23 protein-coding genes and 1 pseudogene are annotated in these 26,767 nt (G+C 72.6%); 9 read left to right on the plus strand and 15 right to left on the minus strand.

Going from position 1 to position 26,767, the window contains the following annotated elements; all coding sequences use genetic code 11:
* Positions 1-36: 36 nt before the first annotated feature.
* The 5 genes from dnaB to rpsF form a co-directional block, all read right to left on the minus strand.
* On the minus strand, positions 37-1,485 hold the full coding sequence (dnaB, locus tag ABD324_RS20710) for a replicative DNA helicase (RefSeq protein WP_344419485.1): 1,449 nt from the start codon (positions 1,483-1,485) through the stop codon (positions 37-39).
* 636 nt (positions 1,486-2,121) lie between these two features.
* A complete protein-coding gene (gene rplI, locus ABD324_RS20715; protein ID WP_344419487.1) occupies positions 2,122-2,571 on the minus strand; it encodes a 50S ribosomal protein L9 in 450 nt (149 codons plus the stop codon).
* A 14-nt stretch (positions 2,572-2,585) separates the two neighbouring features.
* Positions 2,586-2,822, minus strand: coding sequence for a 30S ribosomal protein S18 (gene rpsR / locus ABD324_RS20720; protein WP_037042067.1), 237 nt, complete (start codon positions 2,820-2,822; stop codon positions 2,586-2,588).
* A gap of 58 nt (positions 2,823-2,880) precedes the next feature.
* Positions 2,881-3,426 (minus strand): single-stranded DNA-binding protein, encoded by a 546-nt coding sequence (locus tag ABD324_RS20725; RefSeq protein ID WP_344419500.1) that lies wholly within the window; start codon positions 3,424-3,426, stop codon positions 2,881-2,883.
* Between the two features lie 41 nt (positions 3,427-3,467).
* Complete coding sequence (rpsF, locus tag ABD324_RS20730; RefSeq protein ID WP_425565874.1) at positions 3,468-3,806, minus strand: 30S ribosomal protein S6; 339 nt, start codon at positions 3,804-3,806, stop codon at positions 3,468-3,470.
* A gap of 272 nt (positions 3,807-4,078) precedes the next feature.
* On the opposite strand from rpsF, the gene ABD324_RS20735 reads away from it, so the two are divergent.
* Both ABD324_RS20735 and ABD324_RS20740 read left to right on the plus strand, forming a co-directional pair.
* On the plus strand, positions 4,079-4,849 hold the full coding sequence (locus tag ABD324_RS20735; protein ID WP_344419503.1) for a deoxyribonuclease IV: 771 nt from the start codon (positions 4,079-4,081) through the stop codon (positions 4,847-4,849).
* Between the two features lie 368 nt (positions 4,850-5,217).
* Positions 5,218-5,970: pseudogene (locus ABD324_RS20740) on the plus strand (glycosyltransferase 87 family protein); the annotation flags it as partial.
* A 295-nt stretch (positions 5,971-6,265) separates the two neighbouring features.
* Here ABD324_RS20740 and ABD324_RS20745 read toward each other — a convergent pair.
* The 4 genes from ABD324_RS20745 to ABD324_RS20760 all read right to left on the minus strand — a co-directional run bounded on the left by ABD324_RS20745 (position 6,266) and on the right by ABD324_RS20760 (position 11,547).
* Positions 6,266-6,895, minus strand: coding sequence for an NUDIX hydrolase (locus tag ABD324_RS20745; protein WP_344419506.1), 630 nt, complete (start codon positions 6,893-6,895; stop codon positions 6,266-6,268).
* On the minus strand, positions 6,882-8,357 hold the full coding sequence (locus ABD324_RS20750) for a glycosyltransferase family 87 protein (RefSeq protein WP_344419508.1): 1,476 nt from the start codon (positions 8,355-8,357) through the stop codon (positions 6,882-6,884). Before ABD324_RS20750 ends, ABD324_RS20745 begins: the two co-directional genes overlap by 14 nt.
* Before the next feature lie 93 nt (positions 8,358-8,450).
* On the minus strand, positions 8,451-10,961 hold the full coding sequence (locus ABD324_RS20755) for a transglycosylase domain-containing protein (protein ID WP_344419511.1): 2,511 nt from the start codon (positions 10,959-10,961) through the stop codon (positions 8,451-8,453).
* A gap of 181 nt (positions 10,962-11,142) precedes the next feature.
* Complete coding sequence (locus tag ABD324_RS20760) at positions 11,143-11,547, minus strand: DUF5318 family protein (protein ID WP_344419514.1); 405 nt, start codon at positions 11,545-11,547, stop codon at positions 11,143-11,145.
* A 178-nt stretch (positions 11,548-11,725) separates the two neighbouring features.
* Here ABD324_RS20760 and ABD324_RS20765 point away from each other — a divergent pair, with 178 nt between their 5' ends.
* The 5 genes from ABD324_RS20765 (at position 11,726) to ABD324_RS20785 (ending at position 16,531) form a co-directional block, all read left to right on the plus strand.
* Positions 11,726-12,316, plus strand: a complete 591-nt coding sequence (locus tag ABD324_RS20765; RefSeq protein ID WP_344419517.1) for a PadR family transcriptional regulator — start codon at positions 11,726-11,728, stop codon at positions 12,314-12,316.
* Positions 12,309-13,388, plus strand: coding sequence for an inositol-3-phosphate synthase (locus ABD324_RS20770; RefSeq protein ID WP_344419520.1), 1,080 nt, complete (start codon positions 12,309-12,311; stop codon positions 13,386-13,388). The genes ABD324_RS20765 and ABD324_RS20770 overlap by 8 nt, the downstream gene beginning before the upstream one ends.
* Positions 13,389-13,905: 517 nt before the next feature.
* Positions 13,906-14,493, plus strand: coding sequence for a C40 family peptidase (locus ABD324_RS20775; protein ID WP_344419523.1), 588 nt, complete (start codon positions 13,906-13,908; stop codon positions 14,491-14,493).
* 391 nt (positions 14,494-14,884) lie between these two features.
* Positions 14,885-15,643 carry a UPF0158 family protein gene (locus tag ABD324_RS20780; protein ID WP_344419526.1) on the plus strand — a complete coding sequence of 253 codons (759 nt, stop codon included), beginning with the start codon at positions 14,885-14,887 and terminating at the stop codon, positions 15,641-15,643.
* Between the two features lie 414 nt (positions 15,644-16,057).
* Entirely contained in the window at positions 16,058-16,531 is a 474-nt protein-coding gene (locus ABD324_RS20785; RefSeq protein ID WP_344419529.1) for a hypothetical protein, read from the plus strand.
* A 485-nt stretch (positions 16,532-17,016) separates the two neighbouring features.
* Here ABD324_RS20785 and leuS read toward each other — a convergent pair whose 3' ends face one another.
* Positions 17,017-19,872, minus strand: a complete 2,856-nt coding sequence (gene leuS / locus ABD324_RS20790) for a leucine--tRNA ligase (RefSeq protein ID WP_344419532.1) — start codon at positions 19,870-19,872, stop codon at positions 17,017-17,019.
* Between the two features lie 493 nt (positions 19,873-20,365).
* Between leuS and ABD324_RS20795 the strand changes: the two genes are divergently transcribed.
* Entirely contained in the window at positions 20,366-20,806 is a 441-nt protein-coding gene (locus ABD324_RS20795) for an SdpI family protein (protein WP_344419611.1), read from the plus strand.
* Positions 20,807-20,862: 56 nt separating this feature from the next.
* Here the strand turns inward: ABD324_RS20795 and ABD324_RS20800 are convergent, their stop codons facing one another.
* The 3 genes from ABD324_RS20800 to ABD324_RS20810 form a co-directional block, all read right to left on the minus strand.
* Positions 20,863-21,360 (minus strand): DUF427 domain-containing protein, encoded by a 498-nt coding sequence (locus tag ABD324_RS20800; protein ID WP_344419535.1) that lies wholly within the window; start codon positions 21,358-21,360, stop codon positions 20,863-20,865.
* A 179-nt stretch (positions 21,361-21,539) separates the two neighbouring features.
* Entirely contained in the window at positions 21,540-21,875 is a 336-nt protein-coding gene (locus ABD324_RS20805; RefSeq protein ID WP_344419538.1) for a hypothetical protein, read from the minus strand.
* 84 nt (positions 21,876-21,959) lie between these two features.
* The gene (locus ABD324_RS20810) at positions 21,960-22,553 is read right to left on the minus strand and encodes a YqgE/AlgH family protein (protein WP_344419541.1); all 594 of its coding nucleotides are present in this window, start codon (positions 22,551-22,553) and stop codon (positions 21,960-21,962) included.
* Positions 22,554-22,596: 43 nt separating this feature from the next.
* On the opposite strand from ABD324_RS20810, the gene ABD324_RS20815 reads away from it, so the two are divergent.
* On the plus strand, positions 22,597-23,964 hold the full coding sequence (locus ABD324_RS20815; RefSeq protein WP_344419544.1) for an MFS transporter: 1,368 nt from the start codon (positions 22,597-22,599) through the stop codon (positions 23,962-23,964).
* A gap of 235 nt (positions 23,965-24,199) precedes the next feature.
* Here ABD324_RS20815 and ABD324_RS20820 read toward each other — a convergent pair whose 3' ends face one another.
* Positions 24,200-24,955, minus strand: coding sequence for a GntR family transcriptional regulator (locus ABD324_RS20820; protein ID WP_344419547.1), 756 nt, complete (start codon positions 24,953-24,955; stop codon positions 24,200-24,202).
* Between the two features lie 154 nt (positions 24,956-25,109).
* Positions 25,110-26,765, minus strand: a complete 1,656-nt coding sequence (locus tag ABD324_RS20825) for a class I adenylate-forming enzyme family protein (protein ID WP_344419550.1) — start codon at positions 26,763-26,765, stop codon at positions 25,110-25,112.
* Positions 26,766-26,767 lie beyond the last annotated feature (2 nt).

Genomic DNA, 26,767 nt, shown 5'->3' on the forward strand with positions numbered 1-26,767 from the left:
AAACGTGCGTTATGGCTCCATAACGCAGGGTCGGGCTCAGTGGTGGGCGAGGTCCGCGAAGCGGCTGTAGTGGAGCTGGTGGGCCACGACGACGTTCGCGGTGGGGCCGTTACGGTTCTTGGCCAGGATCAGGTCCGCCTCGCCGGCGCGGGGATCGTCCCGCTCGAACGCGTCCGGCCGGTGGAGCAGGATCACCATGTCCGCGTCCTGCTCGATGGAGCCGGACTCGCGCAGGTCGGAGATCATCGGCCGCTTGTCCGTGCGCTGCTCCGGACCACGGTTCAGCTGCGAGATCGCCACGACGGGCACCTCGAGCTCCTTGGCCAGCAGCTTGATCTGCCGGGAGAACTCCGAGACCTCCTGCTGGCGGGACTCGACCTTGCGGCCGGACGTCATCAGCTGCAGGTAGTCGAGGATGATCAGCTTCAGGTCGTTGCGCTGCTTGAGCCGGCGCGCCTTGGCCCGGATCTCCATCAGCGTGAGGTTCGGCGAGTCGTCGATGAACAGCGGCGCCTCGGAGATCTCGCTCATCCGGCGCGCCATGCGGGTCCAGTCCTCGTCCCGCATCCGGCCCGCGCGCATGTCCGCCAGCTTGATCTGCGCCTCCGCCGAGAGCAGGCGCATGACGATCTCGGTCTTGCTCATCTCCAGCGAGAACACCGCGCTGGTCATGCCGTGCTTGATCGAGCAGGAGCGCGCGAAGTCCAGCCCGAGCGTGGACTTGCCCAGACCCGGGCGGGCCGCGACCACGACCATCTGGCCCGGGTGCAGCCCGTTCGTGGCCTCGTCGAGGTCGGTGAAGCCGGTGGGCACGCCGTGCGAGACGCCGCCGCGGGACTGGATCGTGTCGATCTCGTCCATCGTCGGCTGCAGGAGCTCCTCGAGGACGATGTAGTCCTCGCTGGTGGAGCGCTCAGTGACCTCGTAGATCGCCGCCTGCGCCCGGTCGACGACCTCCTCGACCTCCGCGCCGTCCGCCCCGTGGTACCCGAGCTGGACGATCCGGGTGCCGGCCTCGACGAGCCGGCGCAGCGTGGCCTTCTCCGCGACGATCTCGGCGTAGTAGGCCGCGTTGGCCGCGGTGGGGACGGTGGCGATCAGGGTGTGCAGGTAGGGCGCGCCGCCGAGGCGGATCAGGTCTCCGCGGCGCTGCAGCTCCGCCGACACGGTGACCGCATCCGCGGGCTCGCCACGACCGTAGAGGTCGAGGATGCAGTCGTAGACGGTCTGGTGCGCCGGACGGTAGAAGTCGTCCGGGTGCAGCACCTCCACCACGTCCGCGATCGCGTCCTTGCTCAGCAGCATGCCGCCGAGGACGGACTGCTCCGCCGTGAGGTCCTGCGGGGGCTGGCGGTCGAACGGCGACGCCGAGGAGGACCCCGAGGAGCCCGACGGACCGGCGGACTCCGAGAACTCCGCCCGATCGCCCTCCCGGACGGCCCGCGGACCGCTCTGCCGGTTGGGACGATCATCCGTCACCGCCATGCGTGGTGTCACCCCCAGTCACCGTCACCGCCATACTATCGAACAGAGGTTCGATCCGCACCGGATCGGCCCCGGTTCCCGGCGGTGGCCCTGCTCACCCGTCCGATGGCCCCGTCGAACGGCGTGCGACGAACGGTCGGCGCGCCGGGGACGGACATCGGATCCTCGTGGAGCCCGACGCTAGGGGACGCGACCCCGGAGTCCGAATCGTCATGTGCACAACCCTGGGGACCGGATGGGGACGAACCGGGGACTCCGCAGGAGCCCATCCCCCAGTGCCTGTGGACAAAGTGGGGACAATCCCAGCTCGGAGCGCCTTTCGCCTGATCAGCAGGCCCGACCCCCGTGTGGACAACTTTCCCTCGAGACCCGTCGGCGAGTCCCTCGACGGGCGTGTCGGGCGGGCGCGGCGACCGTCCACCCGGCGCATCCGGGGGGTCACCGAGCGACACGGGCGTCACCGGCCGCGTGTCGCTCCCACGCGATGGACGGTGTGTGTGCATCCGTTCGCCGACGGTGTCCGGCAGGGGCGGGCCGGGCCGGCGACGGACCGTGCCGAGGAGCCCCGGAACGCCACGAGGGCGGGACCCGGTCCGGTGGACCGAGCCCCGCCCTCGTGACGGAACGTGACGCGTGTCAGCTGGCGACGACGGCCACCTGCACCTCGGAGGTGACCTCCGGGTGCAGACGCACCGACACCGCGTGGGTGCCGACGGTCTTGATCTGCTCGCCGATCTCGATGGCGTGCCGGTCCAGGACCGGGCCGCCGGCCTTCTTGACGGCCTCGGCGATCTGGGCGGCGGTGACCGAGCCGAACAGCCGGCCCGAGTCGCCCGCGGCCTTGGCGGTCACGCTGACGGACAGGTTGCCGAGCTGGCCGGCGACCTCCTTGGCGTGCCCCAGGTCGCGGATCTGACGGGCCTTCTGGGCCCGGCGGATCTGCTCGACCTGCTTCTCCGCGCCACGGGTCGCGACGATCGCGAACTGGCGGGGGAGCAGGTAGTTGCGGCCGTAGCCGTCCTTGACCTCGACGATGTCGCCGGGCGCGCCCAGGTTGGGCACGTCCGCGGTGAGGATGAGCTTCATGTCGGTCCCCTTCCTCAGCGCGCGGTCGAGGTGTACGGCAGGAGGGCGACCTCGCGGCTGTTCTTCACGGCCACGGCGACGTCCCGCTGGTGCTGACGGCAGTTGCCGGTCACACGACGGGCGCGGATCTTGCCGCGGTCGGAGATGAACTTCCGCAGCAGACCGGTGTCCTTGTAGTCGATCTCCTGGGCCTTGTCCTTGCAGAATGCGCAGACCTTCTTCTTGGGCTTGCGCAGGACGGGCTTGGGCATTGCTGATGCTCCTGGTTGTGCTCACCGCGCCCGGGGCGCGGGGTGGGGAAGGATGAGGTCAGAAGGGAGGCTCGTCGTCCGCCGCGGGACCACTGCCGGCCGCCGGGGCGGAGCCCCACGGGTCGTCGTAGCCACCGCCCTGCGAACCGCGACCGCCGCCGCCGTTGCCACCGCCACCGCTGCCGCCGCTGAAGCCGCCGCCACCACCGCCACCACCGAAGCCGCCCGAGCCCTCGCCCCGGCTGACCTTGTTGATCTTTGCGGTGGCGTACCGCAGCGAGGGGCCGACCTCGTCGACCTCCATCTCGATGACGGTGCGCTTCTCACCCTCGCGGGTCTCGAAGGTCCGCTGGCGGAGCCGGCCCTGCACGATGACGCGGGAACCGCGGGTGAGCGTCTCGGCGACGTTCTCCGCGGCCTGGCGCCAGATGTTGCAGCGCAGGAACAGCGCCTCGCCGTCCTTCCACTCGCCGGACTGGCGGTCGAAGTTGCGCGGGGTGGACGCCACGGTGAAGTTGGCGACGGCCGCCCCGGACGGGGTGAACCGCAGCTCCGGATCGGCGGTCAGGTTGCCGACCACGGTGATGACAGTCTCGCCGGCCATGGGTGGCCTCCCTCGTTACTGGTTGCCTGGTGCCGGTCGGGTCAGCTCGCGGCGGCGGGTGCGGCCGCGGCCGGACGCGCCTTGCGGGGCTCGCGGCGGAGCACCTTGGTGCGCAGGACCGACTCGTTGAGCCCCAGCTGGCGGTCCAGCTCGGCCACGGTGGCCGGCTCGGCCTCGACCTCGAGCACCGCGTAGATGCCCTCGGCGTTCTTCTTGATCTCGAAGGCCAGGCGGCGCTTGCCCCAGACCTCGATCTTCTCCACCGAACCGCCGTCGGAGCGGACGACGTTCAGGAAAGTCTCCAGCGACGGCTGCACCGTGCGCTCGTCAAGACTCGGGTCGAGAATGACCATGAGCTCGTAGTGACGCATGAGAACCATTCACCTCCTGTGGACTGGAACGGCCGCGGTGCATCCGCGGCAGGAGGTTCTCACCCCGCACCGACAAGAATCGGGCCCGCTCTCGCGAGCGGGCTCGTCTTTCGCGGACCCGGGAGGGTCCGGCCGGTGCAGTTGACAAGGAGATTACCAGCGCGTTTGCGCCGGTCCGCGCCACCCCCGGGACATCGTTCACCCCCGCGAACGCGGATCCGACGAGGACCGGGGACGGCTCGGGCACGGAACTGTCGGGGCCCGTCGCTACCCTCGCCCCCATGCTCATCGGCGCCCATGTCCGTGACGACGATCCCCTGGCCGCGGCGAAGGAGAGCGGCGCGGAGATCGTGCAGTTCTTCCTGGCCGACCCCCAGGGCTGGAAGAAGCCCAAACCCCATCCCGAGGCGGCCGCGCTGGTCGGCTCCGGGATCACGACGGTCGTGCACTCGCCGTACGTGGTCAACGTGGCGTCGCCCAACAACCGCATCCGCATCCCGAGCCGCAAGCTCGTCGTGCAGCACGCCGAGGGGGCCAAGGAGGTCGGGGCGATCGGCCTCGTCGTCCACGGCGGGCACGTCACGCGGGACGAGGACCCGGCCGTCGGCGTGGACAACTGGCGCAAGTTCGTCGAGCGCCAGGAGGCCGAGGGCGGCTTCGCGGTGCCGGTGTTCATCGAGAACACCGCAGGCGGGGACAACGCGATGGCGCGGCGGTTCGACGCGCTGGCCCGGCTGTGGGACGCGGTCGGCGAGTTCGGCGTGGGCTTCTGCCTGGACACCTGCCACGCGTTCGCCGCGGGGGAGGACCTGGTGGACGTCGTGGACCGGGCGAAGGCGATCACCGGCCGGATCGACCTGGTGCACCTGAACAACTCGCGGGACGAGTTCGGCTCCGCGCGCGACCGGCATGCCAACGTCGACTCCGGGACGATCGACCCGGAGCAGCTGGCGGCCGTGTGCGCGGCGGCGCAGGCACCGGTCGTCGTCGAGACGCCGGCCGAGGGCCAGGCCGCCGACATCGCCTACCTGCGCGGGAAGCTGGAGGCGTGACCACCGGCCCCGGTCCGCCCGCGCCAGACCCACCGGCGGACGGACCGGGCGCGCGGCGTGGCACGGAAGAGCACCGCACCGAACAACTCAGCAGCGCGATCGGCGCCCGGGGACGGCACGGCGCGGCGGGCACCCGGCAGCGGCTCGGCCGGGGCGCGCTGGCCCTGCTCGTGCTGCTCACCGGGCTCATCCTCGTGCTGGGCTACGCGAACAAGGCGCGCTGCACCGGCCCGGAGTTCGACGCCGCGGGCCGCAGCCAGCCGGACTTCGCGGGGCGCGCGTACGGGGACGTCTGCTACTCCGACATCCAGAAGCTCTGGCTCGGCCGGGACGTCGACCAGCACGTCTTCCCGTACCTGAACGGCTCGATGGGGGCGGACGGCGAGCTGCACGGCGGCAGCGTCGAGTACCCCGTGCTCACCGGCGTGCTGATCTGGCTGGGCGCGCTCGCCGCGCACACCGACGCGGGTTTCCTGCTCGGCTCGGCCCTGCTGCTGGCCCCGTTCGGCCTGGTCACGGGCTGGTTGCTGGGTCGGCTGGCGCGCTGGCGGGCGCTGCTGTGGGCGCTCGGCCCGCCCCTGGTGCTCTACGCCTTCCACAACTGGGACCTGCCGGCCGTCGCCTGCTCGGTGGGAGCGGTCTTCGCGGTGCACGGCACGCGACGCCCGCGCCCGGTGCTCGCCGCCGTCCTGCTCGGGCTCGGCTGCGCCCTCAAGCTCTATCCCGGCGCGTTCCTGGTGCCGCTCGCGCTGCTCGTCCTCACCCGGGGCGCCCCGCCCGGCGGCACGCTCGACGTTCCCGGCGCGCTCCGGGTCCTGTGGGCCGGGCTCGGCACGGTGGTGCTGGTCAACCTGCCCTTCGCCCTGGTCGGCTACGAGGGCTGGCGCGCGTCGTTCACCTTCCAGGAGCGCCGGCCCGTCGACGCCTCCACGAACTCGATCTGGTTCTGGGGCGTGCGGCCGCTGATGGCCGACCTCGGCGCGGGGGAGCGGTTCGGCGACCTGGTCGACGTGCTGTCCCCCCTGCTCGTCCTGCTGTCCTTCGCGGCGGCCGCGCTGTACGGGCTGCGGCGGTGGCGGCGCGGCGAGGTCTATCCCTGGGTCGGCGTGAGCGGCGCGATGCTGTGCGGCTTCCTGCTGCTGCACAAGGTGCACTCCCCGCAGTACACCCTGTGGCTGTTGCCGTTCCTCGTGCTGCTGCGGGTGCGCGGCGGCTGGATCGCCGGCTATCTCGTGGCGGACGCGCTGATCGGCATCGGCGTCTTCCGCTGGTTCCACGTCGGCGGCGGGGTCGCGGACGGGTTCGCGCCGCAGGCCGTCGTCCTCGGCGTGTGGGGCACCTCGCTGCTGTGCGCGATCCTGTTCGTGCTGTTCCTGCGCGTGCCCACGGTCGCGGGGCTCGACGCGCCGGTGGACCTCAGCGCCAGGCGAACACCGGCTGCTCGAGGTGGTCCACCCGGGTCGGACGACCGTGCAGCAACACCTCGCGGGCCTGGTAGATCACCGCACCCGTCGGGGCGTGCACGAGGCGGTCGAACAGCGGCACCTGGATGACCGGGGAGTCGGACTCGGGGATCGTGATGAAGCGCGGCTCCACGTCGATCTGCGCGAACGGGATCCGCAGCAGCAGGGACACCTCGTCGGGGTTCGGCGTGAGCTCCCCGACCTCGCCGCCCCACAGCACGACCGGCGTGATCACGTACCCGGAGCGGGTCGCATAGTCGTCGAGCAGGCCGAGCACGGCGTCCTCGCCCAGGTGCAGGCCGAGCTCCTCCGCCAGCTCACGGCGGGCCGTCTCGGTGATCGTCTCGCCGGAATCGGCCCGGCCGCCGGGCAGCGCCCACTGCTTCTTGTGCCGGCGCAGCGTGGCGGCGCGCCGGGTGAGCAGGAAGGCGAGCCCGTCGGCGAAGGTGGCAGACTCCCCGGCGCCCGTGGTGACCAGCGTGACCGTGACGGCCGAGCGCTTCAGGTCCGGGCGGTCGATCCCGCGCCGGTCGAAGTCGGCGAGTCGCTTCTCCGCCGCGGCGCGCAGCTCATCCGGTCCCATCCCGTCCACCCTGCCCCACCGCGACGGGCGCGGCGGACCGCTGTGAGCGTCGTCGCACGGGCCAGTCCGGATCGTCCTGGTCCGCCAGCGGATCGGCGCGCAGGGGGTCCGTGGCCGGGTTCAGCACGGAACGCACCACCAGCGCACAGAGCAGCACCACGACCGCGTCCCGCAGCAGGACCGCACCGAGGAACCAGTCCGGCGGCAGCCCCTTCTGGTCCACGCCGACGTAGTAGAACATCCGCGGCACCCACACCAGCGCGTCCACGGCCATCCACGCGAGCAGCAGCCGCCAGCGCGGCAGGGCGAGCACGGCCAGCGGCACCAGCCACAGCGAGTACTGCGGGCTCCACACCTTGTTCACCAGCAGGAAAGCCGCCACGACCAGGAACGCCAGGGAGGCCAGCCGGGGCGGGCGGGGCGCCTTCGCGGCCAGCACCACGAGCCCGGCGCAGACCGCGACGAACAGCGAGAGGCTGACCGCGTTGAGCACGTTCGGCGGCTGGTCGGGGCGCAGCGGGCCGTCGAAGCCGCTCCAGCCGGTGAAGTAGGACAGCGCGTAGTAGAGCGAGTCCGGGTCCGCGGGCCGGGTCCGGTTGAGCCGGATGAACTCCCACCACCCGTCCGGCCAGGCCAGCGCGACGGGCAGGTTGACCGCCAGCCAGGCGACCGCGGCTCCCGCGATCGCCTGCAGCGCCGGCGCGATCTCCTTGCGGCGCAGGGCGACGAGCAGCACCGGCAGCAGGAGCAGCAGCGGGTAGAGCTTCGCCGCGCCGCCGAGGCCGAGCAGCACGCCACCCAGCACCGGGTGCCGGCGGGCGAGCGCCAGCATCCCGGCGCACGCCGCGGCGACGGCGAGGGCGTCGAAGTTGGTGAAGGCGTGCACCGCGACCAGCGGCGACACAGCGACCAGCGCGGCGTCCCAAGGCCGGCCGGCCGGCGCACGCAACCGCAGGACGCTCCACGAGACCACGATCCAGGCCAGCGCGAGCCCGATCGCGACGATGTCGAAGTACACGACCACCGGCAGCCCGGACGGCAGCGGCAGCACCGCGGCGGCGGCCAGCCAGCCGTCCGTCACCCGGGCGGCGGCCCACTGGTAGAAGCCCGTGAGCACCGGATACTCCATGTAGCGGACCTGGGTGGAGCCGTCCGAGGCGGTCTCCGTCCAGGCGTCGCGGTACGGCAGCGCCGAGGGATCGTCGAGCCGCTCGATGCCGTAGAGCGGCACCGTGTCCGAGTAGCACATCGCCACGTACTGGCGGTCGTTCTGCCAGTCCAGGGTGAGCTGCCCGTCGGCCCCCGGCGCCTGCTGCAGGCAGGGCGCCTTGCCGAACCAGCCGAGCGCGAGCACCGCGACCGTCAGCAGCAGGACGACCCGCAGCGGCGTCCAGAAGCGCACCCGGCCCACGAGGGCGTGCCGGCCGAGCGGCCCACCGACGAGCCAGCTCGCGGAGGCCACCACCGGCTCGGTCCAGCTGGGAACCGTCCGCGGCGGGCCCGGCCGCTCACCGGGCCGGGCGCGCCGCGACCTGCCGGGGGGCGCCGACGTCACCTAGTTGCCGTCGTCGCCGTTGTCGTTGTTCGAGAAGAACGGATTGTTCGACAGCGCGCCACGGCCGTTGTTGCCCGTGCCCCCGTTGCCGTTCCCGTTGCCCCCGCCGTTCCCGTTCCCGTTGCCGTTGCCGCCGTTGCCGTTGCCGTTGCCGCCGTTCCCGTTGCCGCCGTTGCCGTCCTGCGACTGGCCGTCGGTCGGCGGCGCGGTCGTGGGCTGCGAGGAGCTCGTCGCCGGTGCGTCGGAGACCGGCGCCTGGCCGATCGGCGTGAACTTGCCGAAGGTCTCGACGGGCGAGCCCTTCAGCGCGTCGGACATGAACTCCTGCCAGATCGAGCCCGGCAGCATGCGGCCGTAGATCGGCCGGCCCTGCGCGTTCTTGATCGGCGAGTTGTCGTCCGTGCCGACCCAGATCGCGGTCGAGATCGACGGCGTGTAGCCGACGGTCCAGGCGTCGTTGTTCTGGCCCACGACGCTGGACTGGACGGTGCCGGTCTTGGCGGCGACCGGGCGGCCGTCGGTGAGGGCGATCCGCGACGAGCTGGCGACGTCCGTCATGGACTCGGTGACGTTGCGCGCGACCTGCTGGCTGAAGGCCTGCTGGCCCGCCCCCGACGCCGTCCCCTTGTCGAAGATCACCCGGCCGTCGCTCGTGGTCACCTTGGCCACGAGGTACGGCGCGCGCTCGACACCGTTCGCGGCGAACGTGGCGTAGGCCGAGGCCATGTCGATGGTGCGGACGTTCTTGTCGCCCAGCGCGATACCACCGGTCGGGTTCTTCAGCGGGTCCGCCGGGATACCGGCCTTGACGGCCGCGTCGGCGACCTTCTGGGGCCCGATGTCCACGCCCATCTTGTAGAAGACGGTGTTGATGGACTGCGTCATCGCCGTCTTCACCGAGCACACCCCGCAGCTCACGCCGTCGGAGTTGGAGACCTTCTGGCCGGCGATCGTCTGGGGCGAGGACCCGTCGTACTGGGTGCCCAGGCCGATCGGGTCGGGCTGCTGCAGGGCCGCCGCCAGCACGAACGGCTTGAACGACGAGCCGGGCTGCTTGGGCGCCTGCGCGTAGTCCAGGCCGACGCCGTTGTCCCCGCCGTAGTAGGCGAGCACGGCGCCGGTCTTCGGGTCGATCGCGACGCCGGCCGTGCGGAGGTTGTCCGGCTGGCCCTTCATGATCTTGTGTGCGGCGTCGACCATGTCCTTCTGCATGTCCGGGTTGATCGTCGTCTGCACCGTCAGGCCCTCGGTGTTGATCTCCGAGTCGGAGATGCCGTTGGCCTCCAGCTCGGCCCGGACCTGGTTGTAGATGTGGCCGCTGGCGTCGCCGGGGATGCCGCCGTCGGCCGTCGAGGCCGGCACCCACTTCGGGAACACCTGCTTGGCGCGGTCCGCGGGGCTCATCCAGCCCTGCGCCACCTCGCCGTCGAGCACGAAGTTCCAGCGCTCCTGCGACTTGTCGAGGTTCTTCGCCGGGTCCCAGCGCGACGGCGACTGGATCAGCCCGGCGATCATCGCGCCCTCCGACGGCGTCAGATCCTTGACGTCCTTGCCGAAGTACGCCTGGCTGGCGGCCTGGATGCCGTAGGCGCCGCGGCCGAGGTAGATCGCGTTGAGGTAGTTCTCCAGGATCTGCTGCTTCGTCTGTTCCTTGGAGATCTTCGCGGCGAGGACGATCTCCCGGTACTTGCGCCACAGGGAGAACTGGTCCTGCCCGGTCGTCACCTTGATGTACTGCTGGGTGATCGTCGAGCCGCCGCCGATGCCGCCGGTGAGCTGGCTCCACACGGCGCGGCCGATGCCCGAGATGTCGAAGCCGGGGTTGGAGAAGAAGGACCGGTCCTCCGCGGACAGCACCGCGTGCTGCACGGACTCCGGGACCTGGTCGAGCGTGACGTTGGTCCGGTTGATGTTGTTCGGCCGGACCGTGGCGAGCGGGCTGCCGTCGGCGAAGGTGAACGAGGCGACCTGGGTGTTGGCCACGTCGTTCGCGCTGGGCACGGCGAAGACCATCCAGCCCACGGCGAACGCCAGCAGCGGGCCGAGGATGACCACGCCGAGGCCCCAGAACAGCAGCCGGCGCCAGAGCTTGCGCTTCTTCTTGCGCGGGCCCTTCCCCTCGCCCTCCCCACCGCCGCGGCCGCCGTCCCCGGGACCGCGCGGCGGGCCGGGCGGATCGGCGACGGCGAGACCGCCGCGGTCGTCCGGGCGGTCCGCCCCGTCGGCGTGGGTCAGCAGCGGCACCCCGCCACCGGGACCGCGCGGCGGACCGGCGGCCGGCACCGGGCGCCCGGGCGGCGGCGGACCGGGACGCACCGGGGGACGCACGGGCGGCGGACCCGGGTACGGACCCGGGCGGCGGCCCTGCGGCGCCGGCATGCCCTGCTGCCCCCGCGCCTGCCCATGCCACGGCGCGGCCCCGCCGGGGGGCGGGCCCTGCTGCTCCGGGCGGACGTCCCACACGTTGGGGACACCCGGTCGGGACTGTCGGTCGTGGCGCTGGTCGGTCACCGCGGGCTCCGTGCTTCTCCACGGACCGCCCGCGGGGAGCGGGGACGGGCCGGGCTGGGGAGTGGGGTGCGGGGTTGTCGCATCGGGTCGGGGGTGGTGCAGGTCGGCAACTCGTACATATCAGGTCCTGACGTGCCGGACCGTCACCGGTCCGTGGGCCATTGTGCCCGTCCCGGCATCGTCACTCGGCGGCGGTCCTCCGCCGGCGCGGACGATCCGGCCGGGCGCCGCTGCCCTCGGCCCACGATTGGACCAGATGGTTCCAGCTGCAGGTGCGGCAGACCTCGACGAGGTACACGGTGAACTCGCCGACGCGGTCGGCCAGATCGTCGATCTCCTCGGGCTTGCGCGCCGAGCCCGACGCGTGCCGCAGCTCCTCGCCGAACACCCACCAGACGTGGGTCAGCGTGTCCTTGCGGCACACCGGGCAGTGCTTGTCGGTCGGCCGGCCGTGGAACCGGGCCGCGCGCAGCAGGTACGGACTGGCGTCGCACACCTCGGCGGTGCCCACCCGTCCGGCGTGGACCTCCACGAGCAGCGCACGGCGCTGCAACGCGTAGTCGACGACCTGTCTGGGTGCGGGCACTCGTCCAGGGTAGCGGCCGAACCCCGTCGGGTCGCCCGACGACATTCGGCAACCGCCCGACCGGCGGGCCTGGGAGAACGCTGTGAGTTGCTCTCGACACAGCGACCGGATGTATCGGCTCGATATAGTGGGGCGATCGAAGTGCTCCGCCACGGGGCGGGCGGACGGGGAGGGCGACGTGCTCGAGTTCGCCATCCTCGGCCTGCTGCTCGAGGCCCCGATGCACGGCTACGAGCTGCGCAAGCAGCTCGGCCTGCGGCTCGGCGGGTTCCGGGCCTTCTCCTACGGCTCGCTCTACCCGGCCCTGCGCCGGCTGGTGCGGGCCGGGCTGATCGTGGAGGACGAGCAGCTCTCGGCCTCCCCGACCGCCGGCTGGTCCAAGCGGGCCCGCCGGACGTACCGGATCACCGCCGAGGGCAAGGAGCGCTTCGCCGAGCAGCTGGCCGCGACCGGCCCGCAGACCTGGGACGACGAGAGCTTCGGCGTCCATCTGGCGTTCTTCTCCCGCACGCCGGCCGAGACCAGGATGCGCATCCTGGAGGGCCGGCGCCGCGCCGTCGAGGAACGCCGGGAGGGGTTGCGGGCCGCGCTGGCCAGGGCCGGTGAGCAGATCGACCGCTACACCCGCGAACTGCAGGAACTCGGGCTCGACACCACCGAGCGCGAGGTCCGCTGGCTCAACGAGCTGATCGAGCGGGAGCGTCACCCCGGCAACGAGGCCGGATCCGACAGCAGGCAGAAGAAAGAAGGAGGAGCCGCACATGGGTGAGGTGCGAGTCGCCGTCGTCGGCGTCGGTAACTGCGCGGCGTCGCTGGTCCAGGGCGTCCACTACTACAAGGACGCGGACCCGGCCACGCGCGTCCCCGGGTTGATGCACGTCGACTTCGGCGGCTACCACGTCCGCGACGTGACCTTCGTCGCGGCGTTCGACGTGGACGCGAAGAAGGTCGGGTACGACCTCTCGGAGGCCATCGGGGCCAGCGAGAACAACACCGTCAAGATCGCCGACGTGCCGCCGCTCGGCGTGCCGGTGCAGCGCGGCCACACCCTCGACGGGCTCGGCCGCTTCTACCGCGAGACGATCACCGAGTCGGACGAGGAGCCGGTGGACGTCGCGGCCGTGCTGCGCGAGACCCGCGCGGACGTCCTCGTGTCCTACCTGCCCGTGGGCAGCGAGGCGGCGGACCGCTTCTACGCGCAGGCCGCGATCGACGCCCACGTGGCGTTCGTGAACGCCCTGCCGGTGTTCATCGCGTCCGACCCGGTGTGGGCGCAGAAGTTCACCGACGCCGGCGTCCCGATCGTCGGCGACGACATCAAGTCCCAGGTCGGCGCGACCATCACCCACCGGGTGCTGGCCAAGCTGTTCGAGGACCGCGGCGTGCAGCTCGACCGCACGATGCAGCTCAACGTGGGCGGGAACATGGACTTCCTGAACATGAAGGAGCTCGAGCGCCTCGAGAGCAAGAAGGTGTCCAAGACCCAGTCGGTGACCAGCCAGGTCGACCGGGACATGGGCAAGGACAACGTGCACATCGGCCCGTCGGACTACGTGGCCTGGCTCGACGACCGCAAGTGGGCCTACGTCCGGCTCGAGGGCCGCGCGTTCGGCGACGTCCCGCTGAACCTCGAGTACAAGCTCGAGGTCTGGGACTCGCCCAACTCCGCGGGCATCATCATCGACGCCGTGCGCGCCGCGAAGATCGCGCTGGACCGGGGCATCGGCGGCCCGATCCTGTCGGCGTCGAGCTACTTCATGAAGTCGCCGCCGGAGCAGTACAGCGACTCGGAGGCCCGGGACGCGGTCGAGCAGTTCATCACGGGCGAGCGCGAGCGCTGAGCCCGAACCTGATGCGCTGACGCTCAGTCGTCGGATGACCCCGGCCGGTGATCACCGGCCGGGGTCATTTGCTTGGTATCCGGAAATGTTCGTGGATCTTCCGGACCGGAAGGACTTTCACCCGTGCGGAGCAATAACGGTCCGATCACGGACGTCACGATGGCGCACGTCACCGTCCTTGCCACGTTTGAGCGGTCGCCGGGCGGACGACACACGTGAAATTCGTCCGTTCGCGCAGCATTTGTCGTGAGAACGCTCACCCGAATACGGATACCACAATGAGATGTGCGTCATGGCAACCTGCTTAATACGTTCGTAATTTCGATGACGGCCTTGAGCCACCGGCGACCACCCAGGAAGCCGGGGCCAGGGTCACCGTCCGGACGGACGGGTGCGTTCGCCGGCCGGGCTCCCTATCCGAGGCCGACGAGTCCCCACGTGCCCGTCGTGTCGACGCCGCTCTCCCCCGAGCGGCGACGGCCGTCGACCGGCGGTGCAACCGTCGAGGATTCACCCAGTGCCTTCGCACAAACCCGCGCTCCTGCGCACCACCGTCGTCGCCGCCACCGCCGCGGCATCGGCGTTCTTCGCCCTCGCGCCGGCCGCCACCGGGGCCGCGCAGGACACCGCGTCCGCCGCGGCCGTCACCTCGGTCGTCGCGCCCGCTGTCGCACCCGCTGTTCCCGCGGCCGCTCCCGCCGCCCCGGTCGTCGAGACGCCCGTCCAGGACGTCGCCGCCACGACCGCGCTCAACCCGGCCGCCCTCCGGCTGGCCGCCATGAACACCGCGCTCGCCCAGATCGGCAAGCCGTACCGCTACGGCGCCTCGGGCCCCTCGGCCTTCGACTGCTCCGGCCTCACCTCGTGGGCCTTCAAGCAGGTCGGCGTCACGATCCCGCGGACCAGCCGCGCCCAGTCGGCGGTCGGCACGCCGGTCGCGAAGGCGAACCTGCAGCCCGGCGACCTGGTCTTCTTCTACAAGCCGGTCAGCCACGTCGCGATCTACATCGGCAACGGCCAGGTCGTGCACGCGAGCACGAGCGGTCAGCCGGTCAAGATCAGCCCACTGGCGAACATGCCGTTCAACTCGGCCCGCCGGGTCTGACCTCCCGTCCCGATGCCACCGAGCGACCCGTCGTCCCGGCCGGACGACGGGTCGCACCGGCATGCCCGGTGATCACCAGGACCTCAGCGCTGTCTCGCAGTGATCACCAGGACCTCAGTGCTGCGCTCGTGTGATCATCAGGACCCCAGTGCTGCGCTCGTGTGATCAGCAGGACCTCAGTGCCGTAGCGATGTGATCAGCCCGACCGGCTCCAGCCCGACATGATCACCAGGACCCCACTGCGGCCTCCGAATGATCATCAGGACCACACCGCGAATTTTCCTTGATCAAAGGGCAGTGACGTCCTGATGATCTCCCCGATGGATGATCAACAGGACGTCGGTGCGGGCGGCGGGCCCGCTCGGGGCCCCGGTCCCGGTACCCTGCCGGCATGCTCGATCCGGCGCAGGTCGATCTGGCGGAGCTCGCCGCCGCGCTCGACGACCGGACCCCGGACGTCGAGTGGTGGATCGACCCCCGCAGCGGGCGGGTCTCGCCCACCGTGGCGGACCACGGCACCGTCGACCTCGGTGCCGAGGGCTGGATGCGCGTGGAGGGCACCGGCTCCCACGCGGGCTACACCGACATGGCGGACTTCACCGCCGGCGTCCAGCACCGGCGGGCGGCCGAGCTGCTCGACCGGGCCATCAACGGGCGCGGCGCCTTCCGCCGGTTCAAGAACACGCTCTTCGAGTTCCCCGAGGTCAGGGACCAGTGGTTCCGGTTCCGGGACGCGCGGGCCCGCCGTCGGGCCCTGGAGTGGCTCGCCGAGGCAGGCCTGGTCGACCCCGCGGCCGCCGAGCGCGCCGCCGCGGCCCACCCGGATCCCGACCCGGACAACGACGACGTCCCCGCCGCCGTCGCCGCCGACCTCGCCGCGCACTACGGAGCGCGACTGCACCAGGTGCTGCTGATCGGGCCCTGGGCCAGCGGCGAGGGCTCGGTGGAGTCCTCACTGGACCTCCTCCTCGTGCTCGACGAGATCACCTCCCCCTGGGCGGAGCTACACGAGATCGACACCCTGCTCTGGCACCACACCGAGCGGACAGGCATCACGATCTGCGCCCACCCGGTCTCCCAGGCCCAGGTCTCCCGCCCGGACGAGCCCTGGTTGGCGAGATCCCGGGTCGAAGCGGTGCGGCTGAGATGAGGCCCGCGACACCCGCACTGCACGGGGACCGAGGCTCCGCGACGACCCTTCGCGCCGCTCGTCGTCCCGGCGGCGACCTCGCACAACGGGACCGTCCGACGAGCGGCCACGATGCCGCACACAGCGTCCTGGTGCTCACCCCGCTCAGCGGGACCGGACAGCCCCTCCCGGTGCCGACCTCACACAACGGAACTGCGCCCCCGCGGCCCTGTCCGGCGCCGGGGGCCGGACGATGAGCGAGCATGCGCCGCGTAGCGCCTTCTGGTGCTCGGTGAGATCGGGCAGACCTTCCCTTGCACCCATCTCGCTCCGCGGGGCCCAACGGGTTCCCGCACGCAGCGTCCTGGGAGCCGCCCCGCCCGGCGGGACCGGGCGGACCCGCCCGGTGCCGACCCCGCTCCGCGGGACCGAGCGATGAGCGAGCAGGTGCCCGCTCACGCCGTCCCGCGGCCCGGTCTCCTCCGGGCGCGGCGCGAGCTCGCGGCCGGCGAGCTCCTGGCCCGCGGCGGGTTCGCGGCGCAGGCCGTGGAGTGTGCGGCGCGGGCCGCGGTGCTCGCGGCGCAGGCCGCGCTCGCCGTGCTCGACGAGGTGCGCGACCAGCCGTCCGACGTCGTGTCCGCCTACGTCCGCCGGGTCGTCCGGGAACGGGCGATGGATCCGGACACGGGCCGGGCGCTCCGTTCCCTGGTCAACCGCTCCGCCCTGGCCGCCCGCACCCACGCCGACACCCCGGCCGCGGAGGCGGGAGCTGCCCTGGCGGACGCCGCCGCGGTCATCGAGCGGGTCACCGAATGGCTCGACGACCCGGCCCGCAGCGCCCCGACGGTGGGCGAGGCGACCCGGCAGACGGTCCGCCCCCTCCGCCGCCGACGCGCCAGCGAGACCTGACCGCCGTCGATCCGGTCGGGGCCGCCCCGACAGCCCCCCGGACAACGGACAGCCCCCGACAGCCGCCCTGACAGCTCCCGGCACCGAGGCCCCGCACCGCTGCGGTCGTCAGGCTCATGATCACCCTTTCGGTGCGCCCAAGGCTGCCCCGACGACCGTCACGACACCACGACACCGATCACTGCACCCGAACCGCTGACCACGGCCCCAGCTCCGGCGAGGTCGCGCGACGAGCAGCGTGGCCGCCGCCATCGCCATCATGATCGCCATTTGCGTGCGGACACGCAGCGAGGAACAGCCTCAGCGCACTCGATCGCCGATCATGACCCGCGGTCCGCCACGCGAACGCCCGCGCCCGGTCCGCCCTCCGCGACGACAGCCCGCTGAGCACAGGTAGCCCGCCGAGCGCAGGTAGCCCGCACACAGCATCGGGGCCTCGCACACCAGCGGGAACTGGTGTGCGAGGCCCCGGATGCGTGTGCGCGCTACCTGACGATGTTGATCAGACGGCCCGGTACCACGATCAGCTTGCGCGGCGCGGCGCCCTCCAGCGCGGCGACGATCTTCTCGTCGGCCAACGCCGCCGCCTCGACCGCGGCCTGGTCCGCATCCGCCGGCACGGTGACGCGGGAGCGCACCTTGCCGTTGACCTGGATCGGGTACTCGACGGTGTCCTGGACCAGGTACTGCGCGTCCGGGATGGGGAAGGGCTCGTAGGCCAGCGTGGCCTCGTGGCCCAGGATCGACCACAGCTCCTCGCTGATGTGCGGGGCCAGCGGCGCCAGCATCAGCACCAGCGGCTCCGCCACCGACCGCGGCGCCCCACCGGGGTACTGCTTGGTCAGGTGGTTCGTCAGCTCCATCAGCTTCGCGGCCGCGGTGTTGTAGTGCAGTGCCGGGTAGTCCTCGCGCACCCCGGCGATCGCCTTGTGCAGCGCCCGCAGGGTGTCGACGTCCGGGGTCTCCTCCGTGACGCGGGACCGGCCGGTGTTCTCGTCGACCAGGTTGCGCCAGGTTCGCTGCAGGAAGCGCTGCGGACCGACGACGTCGCGCGTCGACCACGGCCGCGAGGCGTCCATCGGGCCGGTGTACATCTCGTACAGGCGGAAGGTGTCGGCGCCGTACCGGTCGCACATCTCGTCCGGCGTCACGACGTTCTTGAGCGACTTGCCCATCTTCCCGTACTCACGGCCGACGGGCTGCCCGTTCCACGTGAAACCACCGTCCTCGCCCTCGACGACCTCCTCGGCGGGCACATACAGGCCGCGCGCGTCGGTGTAGGCGAAGGCCTGGATGTAGCCCTGGTTGAACAGCCTGCGGAACGGCTCCTCGCTGCTCACCCAGCCCAGGTCGAACAGCACCTTGTGCCAGAAGCGCGAGTACAGCAGGTGCAGCACCGCGTGCTCGACGCCGCCGACGTACAGGTCCACGCCGCCCGGGTCGTCCGCGGCGCGCTCCGGCTCCTTGCCGATCCAGTACTTCTCGGCCTCGGCCGAGACGAACCGCTCGGTGTTCTCCGGGTCCAGGTACCGCAGGTAGTACCAGCAGGAGCCGGCCCACTGCGGCATCGTGTTGGTCTCGCGGCGGTACTTCTTGACACCGTCCCCGAGGTCCAGCTCCACCTCGACCCACTCGCTCGCCCGGGACAGCGGCGGCTCCGGCTCGGTGTCCGCCGCGTCCGAGTCGTAGGTCTTGGGGGAGTAGTCGTCGACGTCCGGCAGCTCGATGGGCAGCATCGACTCGGGCACCGAGATGGGCCCGTTCTCGTCCCAGACGATCGGGAAGGGCTCGCCCCAGTACCGCTGCCGCGAGAACAGCCAGTCCCGCAGCTTGTACTGGACGACGCCCTCGCCGAATCCCTTGCCCGCCAACCACTCCGTGATCGCGCGCTTGGCCTCGGCGACCCCCAGCCCGTCCAGGCTGATCTCGGAGTTGGCCGAGTTGATCGCCGGCCCGTCGCCGGTGAAGGCCTCGCCGGTCACGTCGCCCGGGTCGACGGTGCGGACGATCGGCAGCCCGAACGCGCTCGCGAAGTCCCAGTCCCGCTGATCCTGCGCGGGCACGGCCATGATCGCGCCGGTGCCGTAGCCCATCAGGACGTAGTCGGCGACGAAGACCGGGATCTCCTTGCCGTTCACCGGGTTCACGGCGAACGCGCCGGTGAAGACGCCGGTCTTCTCCTTGTTCTCCTGCCGGTCCAGCTCGCTCTTGCGCGCGGCCGCGGCGCGGTACTCCGCGACGGCCTCGGCCGGGGTGGCGGCGCCACCCGTCCAGCGCTCGTCCGTCCCGGCGGGCCAGGCCGCGGGCGTCAGCCGATCGACGAGCGGGTGCTCCGGCGCCAGGACCATGTAGGTCGCCCCGAACAGCGTGTCCGGGCGGGTGGTGAAGACCTCGATCTGTGCCCCACCGGGGGCGGCGAAGCGGACCCGCGCACCCTCGGACCGGCCGATCCAGTTGCGCTGCATGGCCTTCACGGACTCCGGCCAGTCCAGCCGGTCCAGGTCCGCGACCAGGCGGTCCGCGTAGGAGGTGATCCGCATCATCCACTGGCGCAGGTTGCGGCGGAACACCGGATAGTTGCCGCGCTCGGAGCGGCCGTCCGCGGTGACCTCCTCGTTCGCCAGCACGGTGCCCAGCCCGGGGCACCAGTTGACGGGCGCCTCGGAGATGTACGCCAGGCGGAAGGAGTCGATCAGCACGCGCTGCTCGGCCTCGGACAGGTCGGCGTACGGACGTCCGTCAGGGGTCGTCCGGGAGCCGGACTCGAACTGGGCGCGCAGCTCGGCGATCGGGCGGGCCCGGCCGGCCTCGGTGTCGTACCAGGCCTCGAAGATCTCCCGGAAGATCCACTGCGTCCACCGGTAGAACGTGACGTCCGTGGTCGCGATCGAGCGGTGCGGGTCGTGGGCGAGGCCCAGCTGCCGCAGCTGCTCCTTGTACCGGGCGATGTTCGCCTCGGTGGTGGTACGCGGGTGCGTGCCGGTCTGCACCGCGTACTGCTCGGCGGGCAGGCCGAAGGCGTCGAAGCCCATCGGGTGCAGCACGTTGCGGCCGTTCATCCGCAGGTAGCGGCCCAGCACGTCCGTGCCGATGAAGCCCAGCGGGTGCCCGACGTGCAGCCCCGAACCCGACGGGTACGGGAACATGTCCATCAGGTACGCCTTGGGCTTCTCCGCGCCGGGCTCGCCGGGGTCGGGCGTGGTGAAGGTGCCCTCGGCCTCCCAGCGGTCCTGCCACCGGCGCTCGATCTCCCCGGCCAGCCGCGCGTCGTAGCGGTACGGCGGGGACGCGGGGGCGTCTGAAGGCGCAGCGTTCAGGGCGGTCGTGCTCTCCGTGCTCATGATCCCGTTCACCTCGACGATGGCCTACTGCTCGATGCGGTCGCCGGGAGCCCGGGAGGGCTCGGCGCGGCGCCGGTGAGGCCGGTCGTCCGGCGGGCCGTGGAACGCGTTGTCCAGGGTAACGCCGCTGGCCGGACCCCTGCGACGGGGTTCCGTGCGGCGGGGCGCGGGTCCGGCCGCCGGGACGCGGATCAGCGGACTCACGCGGTCCGGGGCGGCGGCCGCGATCGTCACCACGCCGCAGGCCGGCCGCCCCGGAGGCGTTCGCGCGGAACACGCCGGCAGCATCGCGGTGCCGGTAGCCCCGGAGTCAGGTCCGAAGCGAGCACCCCGGCACGTCGCGAGGCCCGTACCCCCTGAGTCAGGGTCGCACGGGTCACCAGGTCGACGATCCGCCCGGGCGAGCGTGCGCGGCCGCAGGGCGTGACGCTCGTCCTGATCCCGGGAGGGCGAGCGGCGGGCGCGGCCCGGTGTCTACGCTGGTCCCGTGCCCATGACCCTCCGCCTCGTCCTCGGCGTGCTGTTCGTCCTGGTCGGCGCCGCACTGGTGAGCGTCGCCGTGCTCGGGGCGCGGTCGCGGCTGCGGCGCAACCGCTGGGCGGGCGTGCGCACGGCGAACACCCTCGAGTCGGCCGCCGCGTGGGTGTCCGCGAACCGGGTCGCGGCGCCGCCGGTCGGTGCCGCCGGCGCGATCTGCCTGGTCGCGGGCGTGGTGCTACTCGTCGGGGCGCCCACCGGGCTGTCCTGGATCGTGACGGGTGTCGGTGTCGTCGGCGGGCTGGCCCTCGCCGGTGTCGGCGGGGCGCTGGGCGACCGGGCGGCGCAGCTCGAGACCGCCTCCCGGGCCGCGGATCAGCCCGCGGCCTGCGCGGGCACGTGCGCGGGCTGCGACCTCATCGAGGGCTGCCGGCCGTCGTCGGCCCAGAACGCCTGATCACCGCAACTGCGCATCCCCGGCCACGGACGGCCGGGATCCCGCACTCCTGACGATCACCAGCCCCAGCTGCCGGGCCCGCCCTTGAACGGCCCGACCACGTCGGCGGTCACCCAGCCGCCGTAGAAGCCTCCCGGCTGCGGAGCGACCTGCTCGCCGTCCAGGCTGATCTCGTCGAACGGGGCGGCGTAGAGGGCCACCCGGTCCGTGAGCTCGGGATACCGGCGATCGGGCTCGGGGTACCACCAGCCGACCGCCTCGAGCGGCGCCGCCCCGGGCACCACCACGTCGACGTAGCGGGCCACGCCCTTCCATTCGCAGACGGTCGTCCGGGTCACCGGCCGCAGGACGCCCTCGGTGAACGCCGTCCGGGGGAGGTACCAGGTCGGCGGATGGCTGGTCTCCAGGACCCGGACCAGGTCGGAGGTGTCGACGACCACGGTGCCGGCATGCCGGACCACCGCACGTCGGGTGGACCGTTCGGCACGGGGCGGGCGGGGGTAGTCCCAGACCGACTCCTGCCCGGGTCCGGGTTTCTCGGGGTGGGGGCGCACGGGGTGACGGTAGGACGGACGGCGGGACGCCGCGCGCCGACCGGGGCCCACGTCCCACCCGCCTCGTCCGGAGCGTCCACATTCGGCCCACCGGCTCCGCTCACCGCCGGACTGCGCCCGCGGGCCGACTCGTGGGTGATGATCGTCCGTCTGGCTCATACGTTTGTGTAAGACGTACGTCAGAACGGCTTGCCGATCTGGTAGTCGCCGTCCCTGTCCAGGACCGTGACCGGGACGTTCTTGATGATGTTGCCTGCGATGACCTGGCAGAAGAGGGCGAGGCGGGGGTAGGCGATCACCTGCTGGGGGCACTGGACGTCGGCCGTGGCGGCGAACGCGGCGGTGGTGGGGTCCTTCACGAGAGTCTCGCGGACCTCCTGTTCGAGGCGGGTGCCGTCGATCGTGGGGAGCGGGGTCGCCTGCGCGGTGCCGGCGATCGTCTGGGCGCAGCCGCCCGCCAGCAGGCCCGACAGCACGCAGCCGAGCGCGATCACGGGCAGGGCGCGGCGGCTCATCGGCGGGCTCCTCGACAGGGGTGTCCCAGCGTCCTCGCCCCGGCACTGCGACGGAAGCTCCCGCAGGTCACGAACCGATCGGGCTCAGTTGAGACCGATCTCCACCGGGAAGGTGGCGAGCAGCGCCAGCGGCGGACCCTGGCGGCGCAGGACCCGACCCCACAGGTCGCTGTGGCGCGCGGTGGTGACGTCGTCCGGCAGCCCCGGGACCACGAACCAGTCCCCGCGGGAGATCTCCCCGGCCAGCTGGCCGGCGTCCCAGCCCGAGTAGCCCGCGAAGACGCGCAGGCCGCGGAGCCGGGGGGCGACGGCGGTGGGATCGCTGTCCAGGTCGACCAGCACCACCGGCCCGTTGACGCCCACGACCCCGGGCAGCCCGTCCGGGCGCTGACCCGGCTTCAGGCAGGCGAGACAGAGGGCGGTGGTGCCGTCGACCGGGCCACCGACGAACAGGCCGTACGGGTCCGACGCGAGCGGCGCCCACTTCGGCAGCACCTCGCCCACCCCGGCCTCCGAGGGCCGGTTCAGGACGACCCCGAGGCTGCCGTGCTCGCGGTGCTCGACCATGTAGACGACGGTCCGCGAGAAGTTGGGATCCGTGAGGCCCGGCGAGGCCACCAGCAGGGTGCCCGGTCCCACCGGGGTGGCGGCCTGCCGGCCGGGGCGCTCGTCCCTCACGCACCCATATTCGCACCCCGACCGGGGGACGTACCCTCCACCCGTGCCGGTTCCCGAGCCCGCCCCTGCGACCGCGAGCGGTCCACCGGACGTCACCAGCGAGAAGGCCGGCGTGGAGACGGAACTCACCCGGGAGAAGCTGGGGCTGCGAGGCCTCGCGCGGGCCCGCGGTTTCCGCCGGCTGGTGCTCTCGCGGATGCCCGCCCAGTGGGGCGACGGCTTCTTCCAGGCCGCGCTCGGCGGCGCGGTCCTGTTCAACCCGGAGCGCCAGGCGGATCCGCTCGCCGTGGCCGCCGGTCTCGCGGTGATGCTGCTGCCGTACTCGCTCATCGGGCCCTTCGCCGGGGCGCTGCTCGACCGCTGGGACCGCCGGCGGGTGCTGCTCCTGGCCAACCTGCTGCGCGCGGTGCTGATCCTCGTGGTGGCCGCGGCGGTGGCCTCGGGTGTCGACGGTGTGCCGCTCTACCTGGGGGCGCTGGCGGTGGTGGGGGTGAGCCGCTTCGTGGGGTCGGGGCTGTCGGCCGCGCTGCCGCACGTCGTGGAGCCGCGCAACCTGGTCGAGGCGAACACCGTGGCGTCGACGGCCGGGGCCGCGTCCGCGGCGATCGGCGGGGCCATGGCGATCGGGATCCGGGGGCTGATCGGCGAGGGCGACCGCGGCTCCGGGATCACGACGGCGGTGGCGATCGTGGGGTCGCTGCTGGCGGCGTTCGCGGCGGCGGGTTTCGCGCGGGCCGCCCTCGGACCGGATCGCGTCCCCTCCGGCGGGGCGGCGGTGAGCCGGTCCGTGGCGGTGCTGCGCGGCTGGGTCGACGGGGCGCGGGCCGTCCTCGCCCGGCCGACGGTGTCCGGGGCGTTCTGCGCGGTCGGGGCCCACCGGCTCGCGTTCGGCATGAGCACGCTGCTGTCGTTGCTGCTGTTCCGCTATGCCTTCCACGACATGGGGCCGCTGCGCGCGGGGCTGGCGGGCGTCGGTCAGGTCGTCGTGGCGGCCGGGGCCGGGCTGGGCGCCGCCGCGTTGCTCACACCGTGGCTGACCCATCGCCTCGGCCGGGCGACGACGATCCGCGTCGGGCTGGTCACGGCCGCGGCGATGCAGACTGCGGTCGCGTGCGTGGTCACGCTGCCGATGGTGCTGGTGGGGGCGTTCGTGCTGAGCACGGCGGGGCAGGTGGTGAAGCTGTGCGCGGACGCGGCGATCCAGGAGGAGACCGCGGACGACACCCGGGGCCGGGTCTTCGCGCTCTACGACGCCCTCTTCAACAGCTGCTACGTGATCGCCGTGACCGCGGCGGCCCTCGCCAGCCCGCCGGACGGCGACTCGCCCTGGCTGCTGGGTTCGGCCGCGGTGGTCTACCTGCTGGGCCTGCTCGGCCACGACCTGCAGCTGCGCCGCGGTCGGGCGCGCTGAGGTCCTGCTCGTGGCCGACGGTGACCCACCACCGCGGCGACGCCGACCCCGAGCTGCGCAGACGCTCCACCAGGAACCGGCCCGCGTGTTCGATATCGCGGCTGCGCTCACCCCGAGCTACGCAGGTGCTCGACGAGGAGCCGGCCGGTGTGTTCGATATCCCGGCTGCGCTCACCCCGAGCTGCGCAGATGCTCCACCAGGAGTCGGCCGGCGTGTTCGATATCGCGGCTGCGCTCACCCCGAGCTGCGCAGGTGCTCCACCAGGAGTCGGCCGGCGTGTTCGATGTGGGTGCGCATCGCGGTGCGGGCGGCGTCCTCGTCGCGGCGGTGCAGGGCGTCGAGGATCGGGCGGTGGTCCTCGACGGACGCCACCTCCCAGCCCGTGATCGTCGGATAGAAGCGCCGGGGCGCGTAGCGGGTGGCCATGGCGAGGAACCAGGCCAGCTTGGGCGCGTGGGCGGCGAGGTTGATGCCTCGGTGGAACTCGTGGTTCTCCCGTTCCACCCGGCGTGGGTCACCGGTGCGGGAGGCGGCCTCGAGCGTCTCCTGCTGACGTTCCAGCCCGGCCAGCGCCGCGGTGTCGACGCGCTGCGCGGCGCGGGCGGCGAGCTCGCCCGCCAGCCAGGCCTGGACCTGGTAGAGGTCGACGACGTCGTCCCCACTGAGGGGTGCCACGAGGAACCCGTGCCGGGGCACGAGCCGCACGAAACCCTCGCCGCGCAGGGCGAGCAGGGCCTCGCGGACGGGGGTGACGCTGGTCCCGAGCTCCTCCGCGAGCCGCTCGGGGCGGAGCCAGGCGCCGCCCTCGACCGCGCCGGACATGATCAGCTCGCGGACGTGCGCCGCGATCTCGGCGCCCAGCGCGGTCCGCCCCCGGCGGGCCCGCGGGAGCGCCGGCTCCCCGCCCCTCGCGGCAGCCGTGGTGCGCCCGCTCGTCCGGCCGGCCGGCCCCAGGACGCCGGACCCGGGGAGCCCGGCTGGTCCCGGCACGCCGTCCGGCTCGAGAAGCCCGGCCGAGCCCGGCAGATCCTCCGACTCGGTGGACCCGGCTGGTCCCGGCAGATCGCCGAGCTCGGGAAGCCCGGCCGGCCCCGGCAGATCCTCCGGCTCGGGATGCCCGGCCGGCCGGGGAACGCCCGCCGGCCTAGGACGCGCGGTCACCCTGGACCTCGCCCGGGGCCCCGGTCGCGCCGCCGGCCGGGTCGTCCTCCGCGAGGGCCGTGAGCACCTTCTCCCGCAGGATCGCCTTGGCCACCTTGCCCGACGCCGTGCGCGGCACCCAGTCCGAGCCGCGGATCAGGAAGCGGCTGGGCGTCTTGAAGGCGGCGGCGGTGTCGCGCATGTAGCCGCGGACCTCGTCGGCCTCCAGGCCCCCGGCCACCGCCAGGACCGCCACCATGGCCTCGCCCCGGACCGCGTCCGGCACCCCGACGACGCTGGCCTCCCGGATCCCGGGGTGCCGCAACAGGATCTGCTCGACCTCGACCGGCGAGACGTTGATCCCGCCGACCTTGATCATCTCCTTCATGCGGGAGTGGTAGCGGAAGTAGCCGTCCGCACCGAAGGCGCCGAGGTCACCGGTGGAGTACCAGCCGTCGCCGACGAAGGCCGAGCGGGTGTCGGGCGGGTCGCCGTCGTAGGCGTCGATCACGAAGCCGCGCACCAGGAGCAGCCCGACCTCACCGGGGTCGAGGTCCTCGAGCGACGCCGGGTCGACGATCCGGAACTCGAAGCCCGGCAGCGGGTAGCCGGTCGTCTCGTACTTGAGGTCGAGGGGATCGTCGGGGTTGCCGCCGAAGCAGTTGCCGTAGAGCTCCGTGGCGCCGTAGGAGGCCGTCGCGCCGCTGACGCCCATGTCCTCGATCAGGATCTTCCGCTCGGCCACCGAGATCCCCGCCGCCCCCTTGACCAGGGACGACACCCGCTCCCGCGAGTACACCGGCGACTCGTGGATCGCGAGGACCATGTTGCTCATGCCGTAGAAGACGGTGCAGCGCTCGCGTTCGATCACGTCGAGCGCCGTCTCCGCGGTGAACACGCCCTGCAGCACCAGGCACGCGCCGTGGGTGAGCCAGGCGGGCAGGCAGTTCGCCGCGCCGAGCCCGTAGAACAGCGGCGAGCCCAACCAGATCCGGTCCGAGGAGTCGATGCCCCGGCGGTCGCCGATCCCCGTCCCGTTCTGCAGCAACGGCCCCTGGTTCAGCACCACGCCCTTGGGCTCCGCCGTGCTGCCCGAGGTGTAGAGCAGGAACAGCGGGTCCTCCGGCCGCGCCGGGCCGTCCAGCACCACCCCGGAGCCGCGCGCCACGAACTCGTCCCACCCGAAGGCGCCCGACCGCGCCTCCGGGTGGACGACCGTCCGCAGCTGCGGAAAGGCCTCGAGGCGCAGCTCGCCCGGGGTGCCGGCGGCGATCCCCGGATCGAGCGAGGCGATGTCGGAGGCGAAGTCCCGCTTGAGGAATCCCGCCTCGGACAGGAGCACCACCGCCCCTGTCCGGGACAGCGTCCAGGCCAGCTCGGCCGGCTTGTACCAGGTGTTGAGCGGCACGAGCGTGGCCCCGATCCGCCCCGCGGCCAGGGCCGTGACCACCCACTCCGGCCGGTTGCCCAGCAGTGCGGCGACCCGGTCACCCCGCCCGACGCCCGCGCGGACCAGCGCCCGGGCGAGCGCGGCGCCCTCGTCCCGGAGCTCCCGCCAGGTGAGCCGGCGGGTTCCGGCGAAGCCCGGACCCACGAGCGCGAGCTCGTCCCCTCGGGTCGCGACGTGCGCGTCGACGACCTCCCCGATGGTCTGCGACATGC

This window comes from Pseudonocardia ailaonensis (genome assembly GCF_039531635.1).
GTDB lineage: Bacteria > Actinomycetota > Actinomycetes > Mycobacteriales > Pseudonocardiaceae > Pseudonocardia > Pseudonocardia ailaonensis.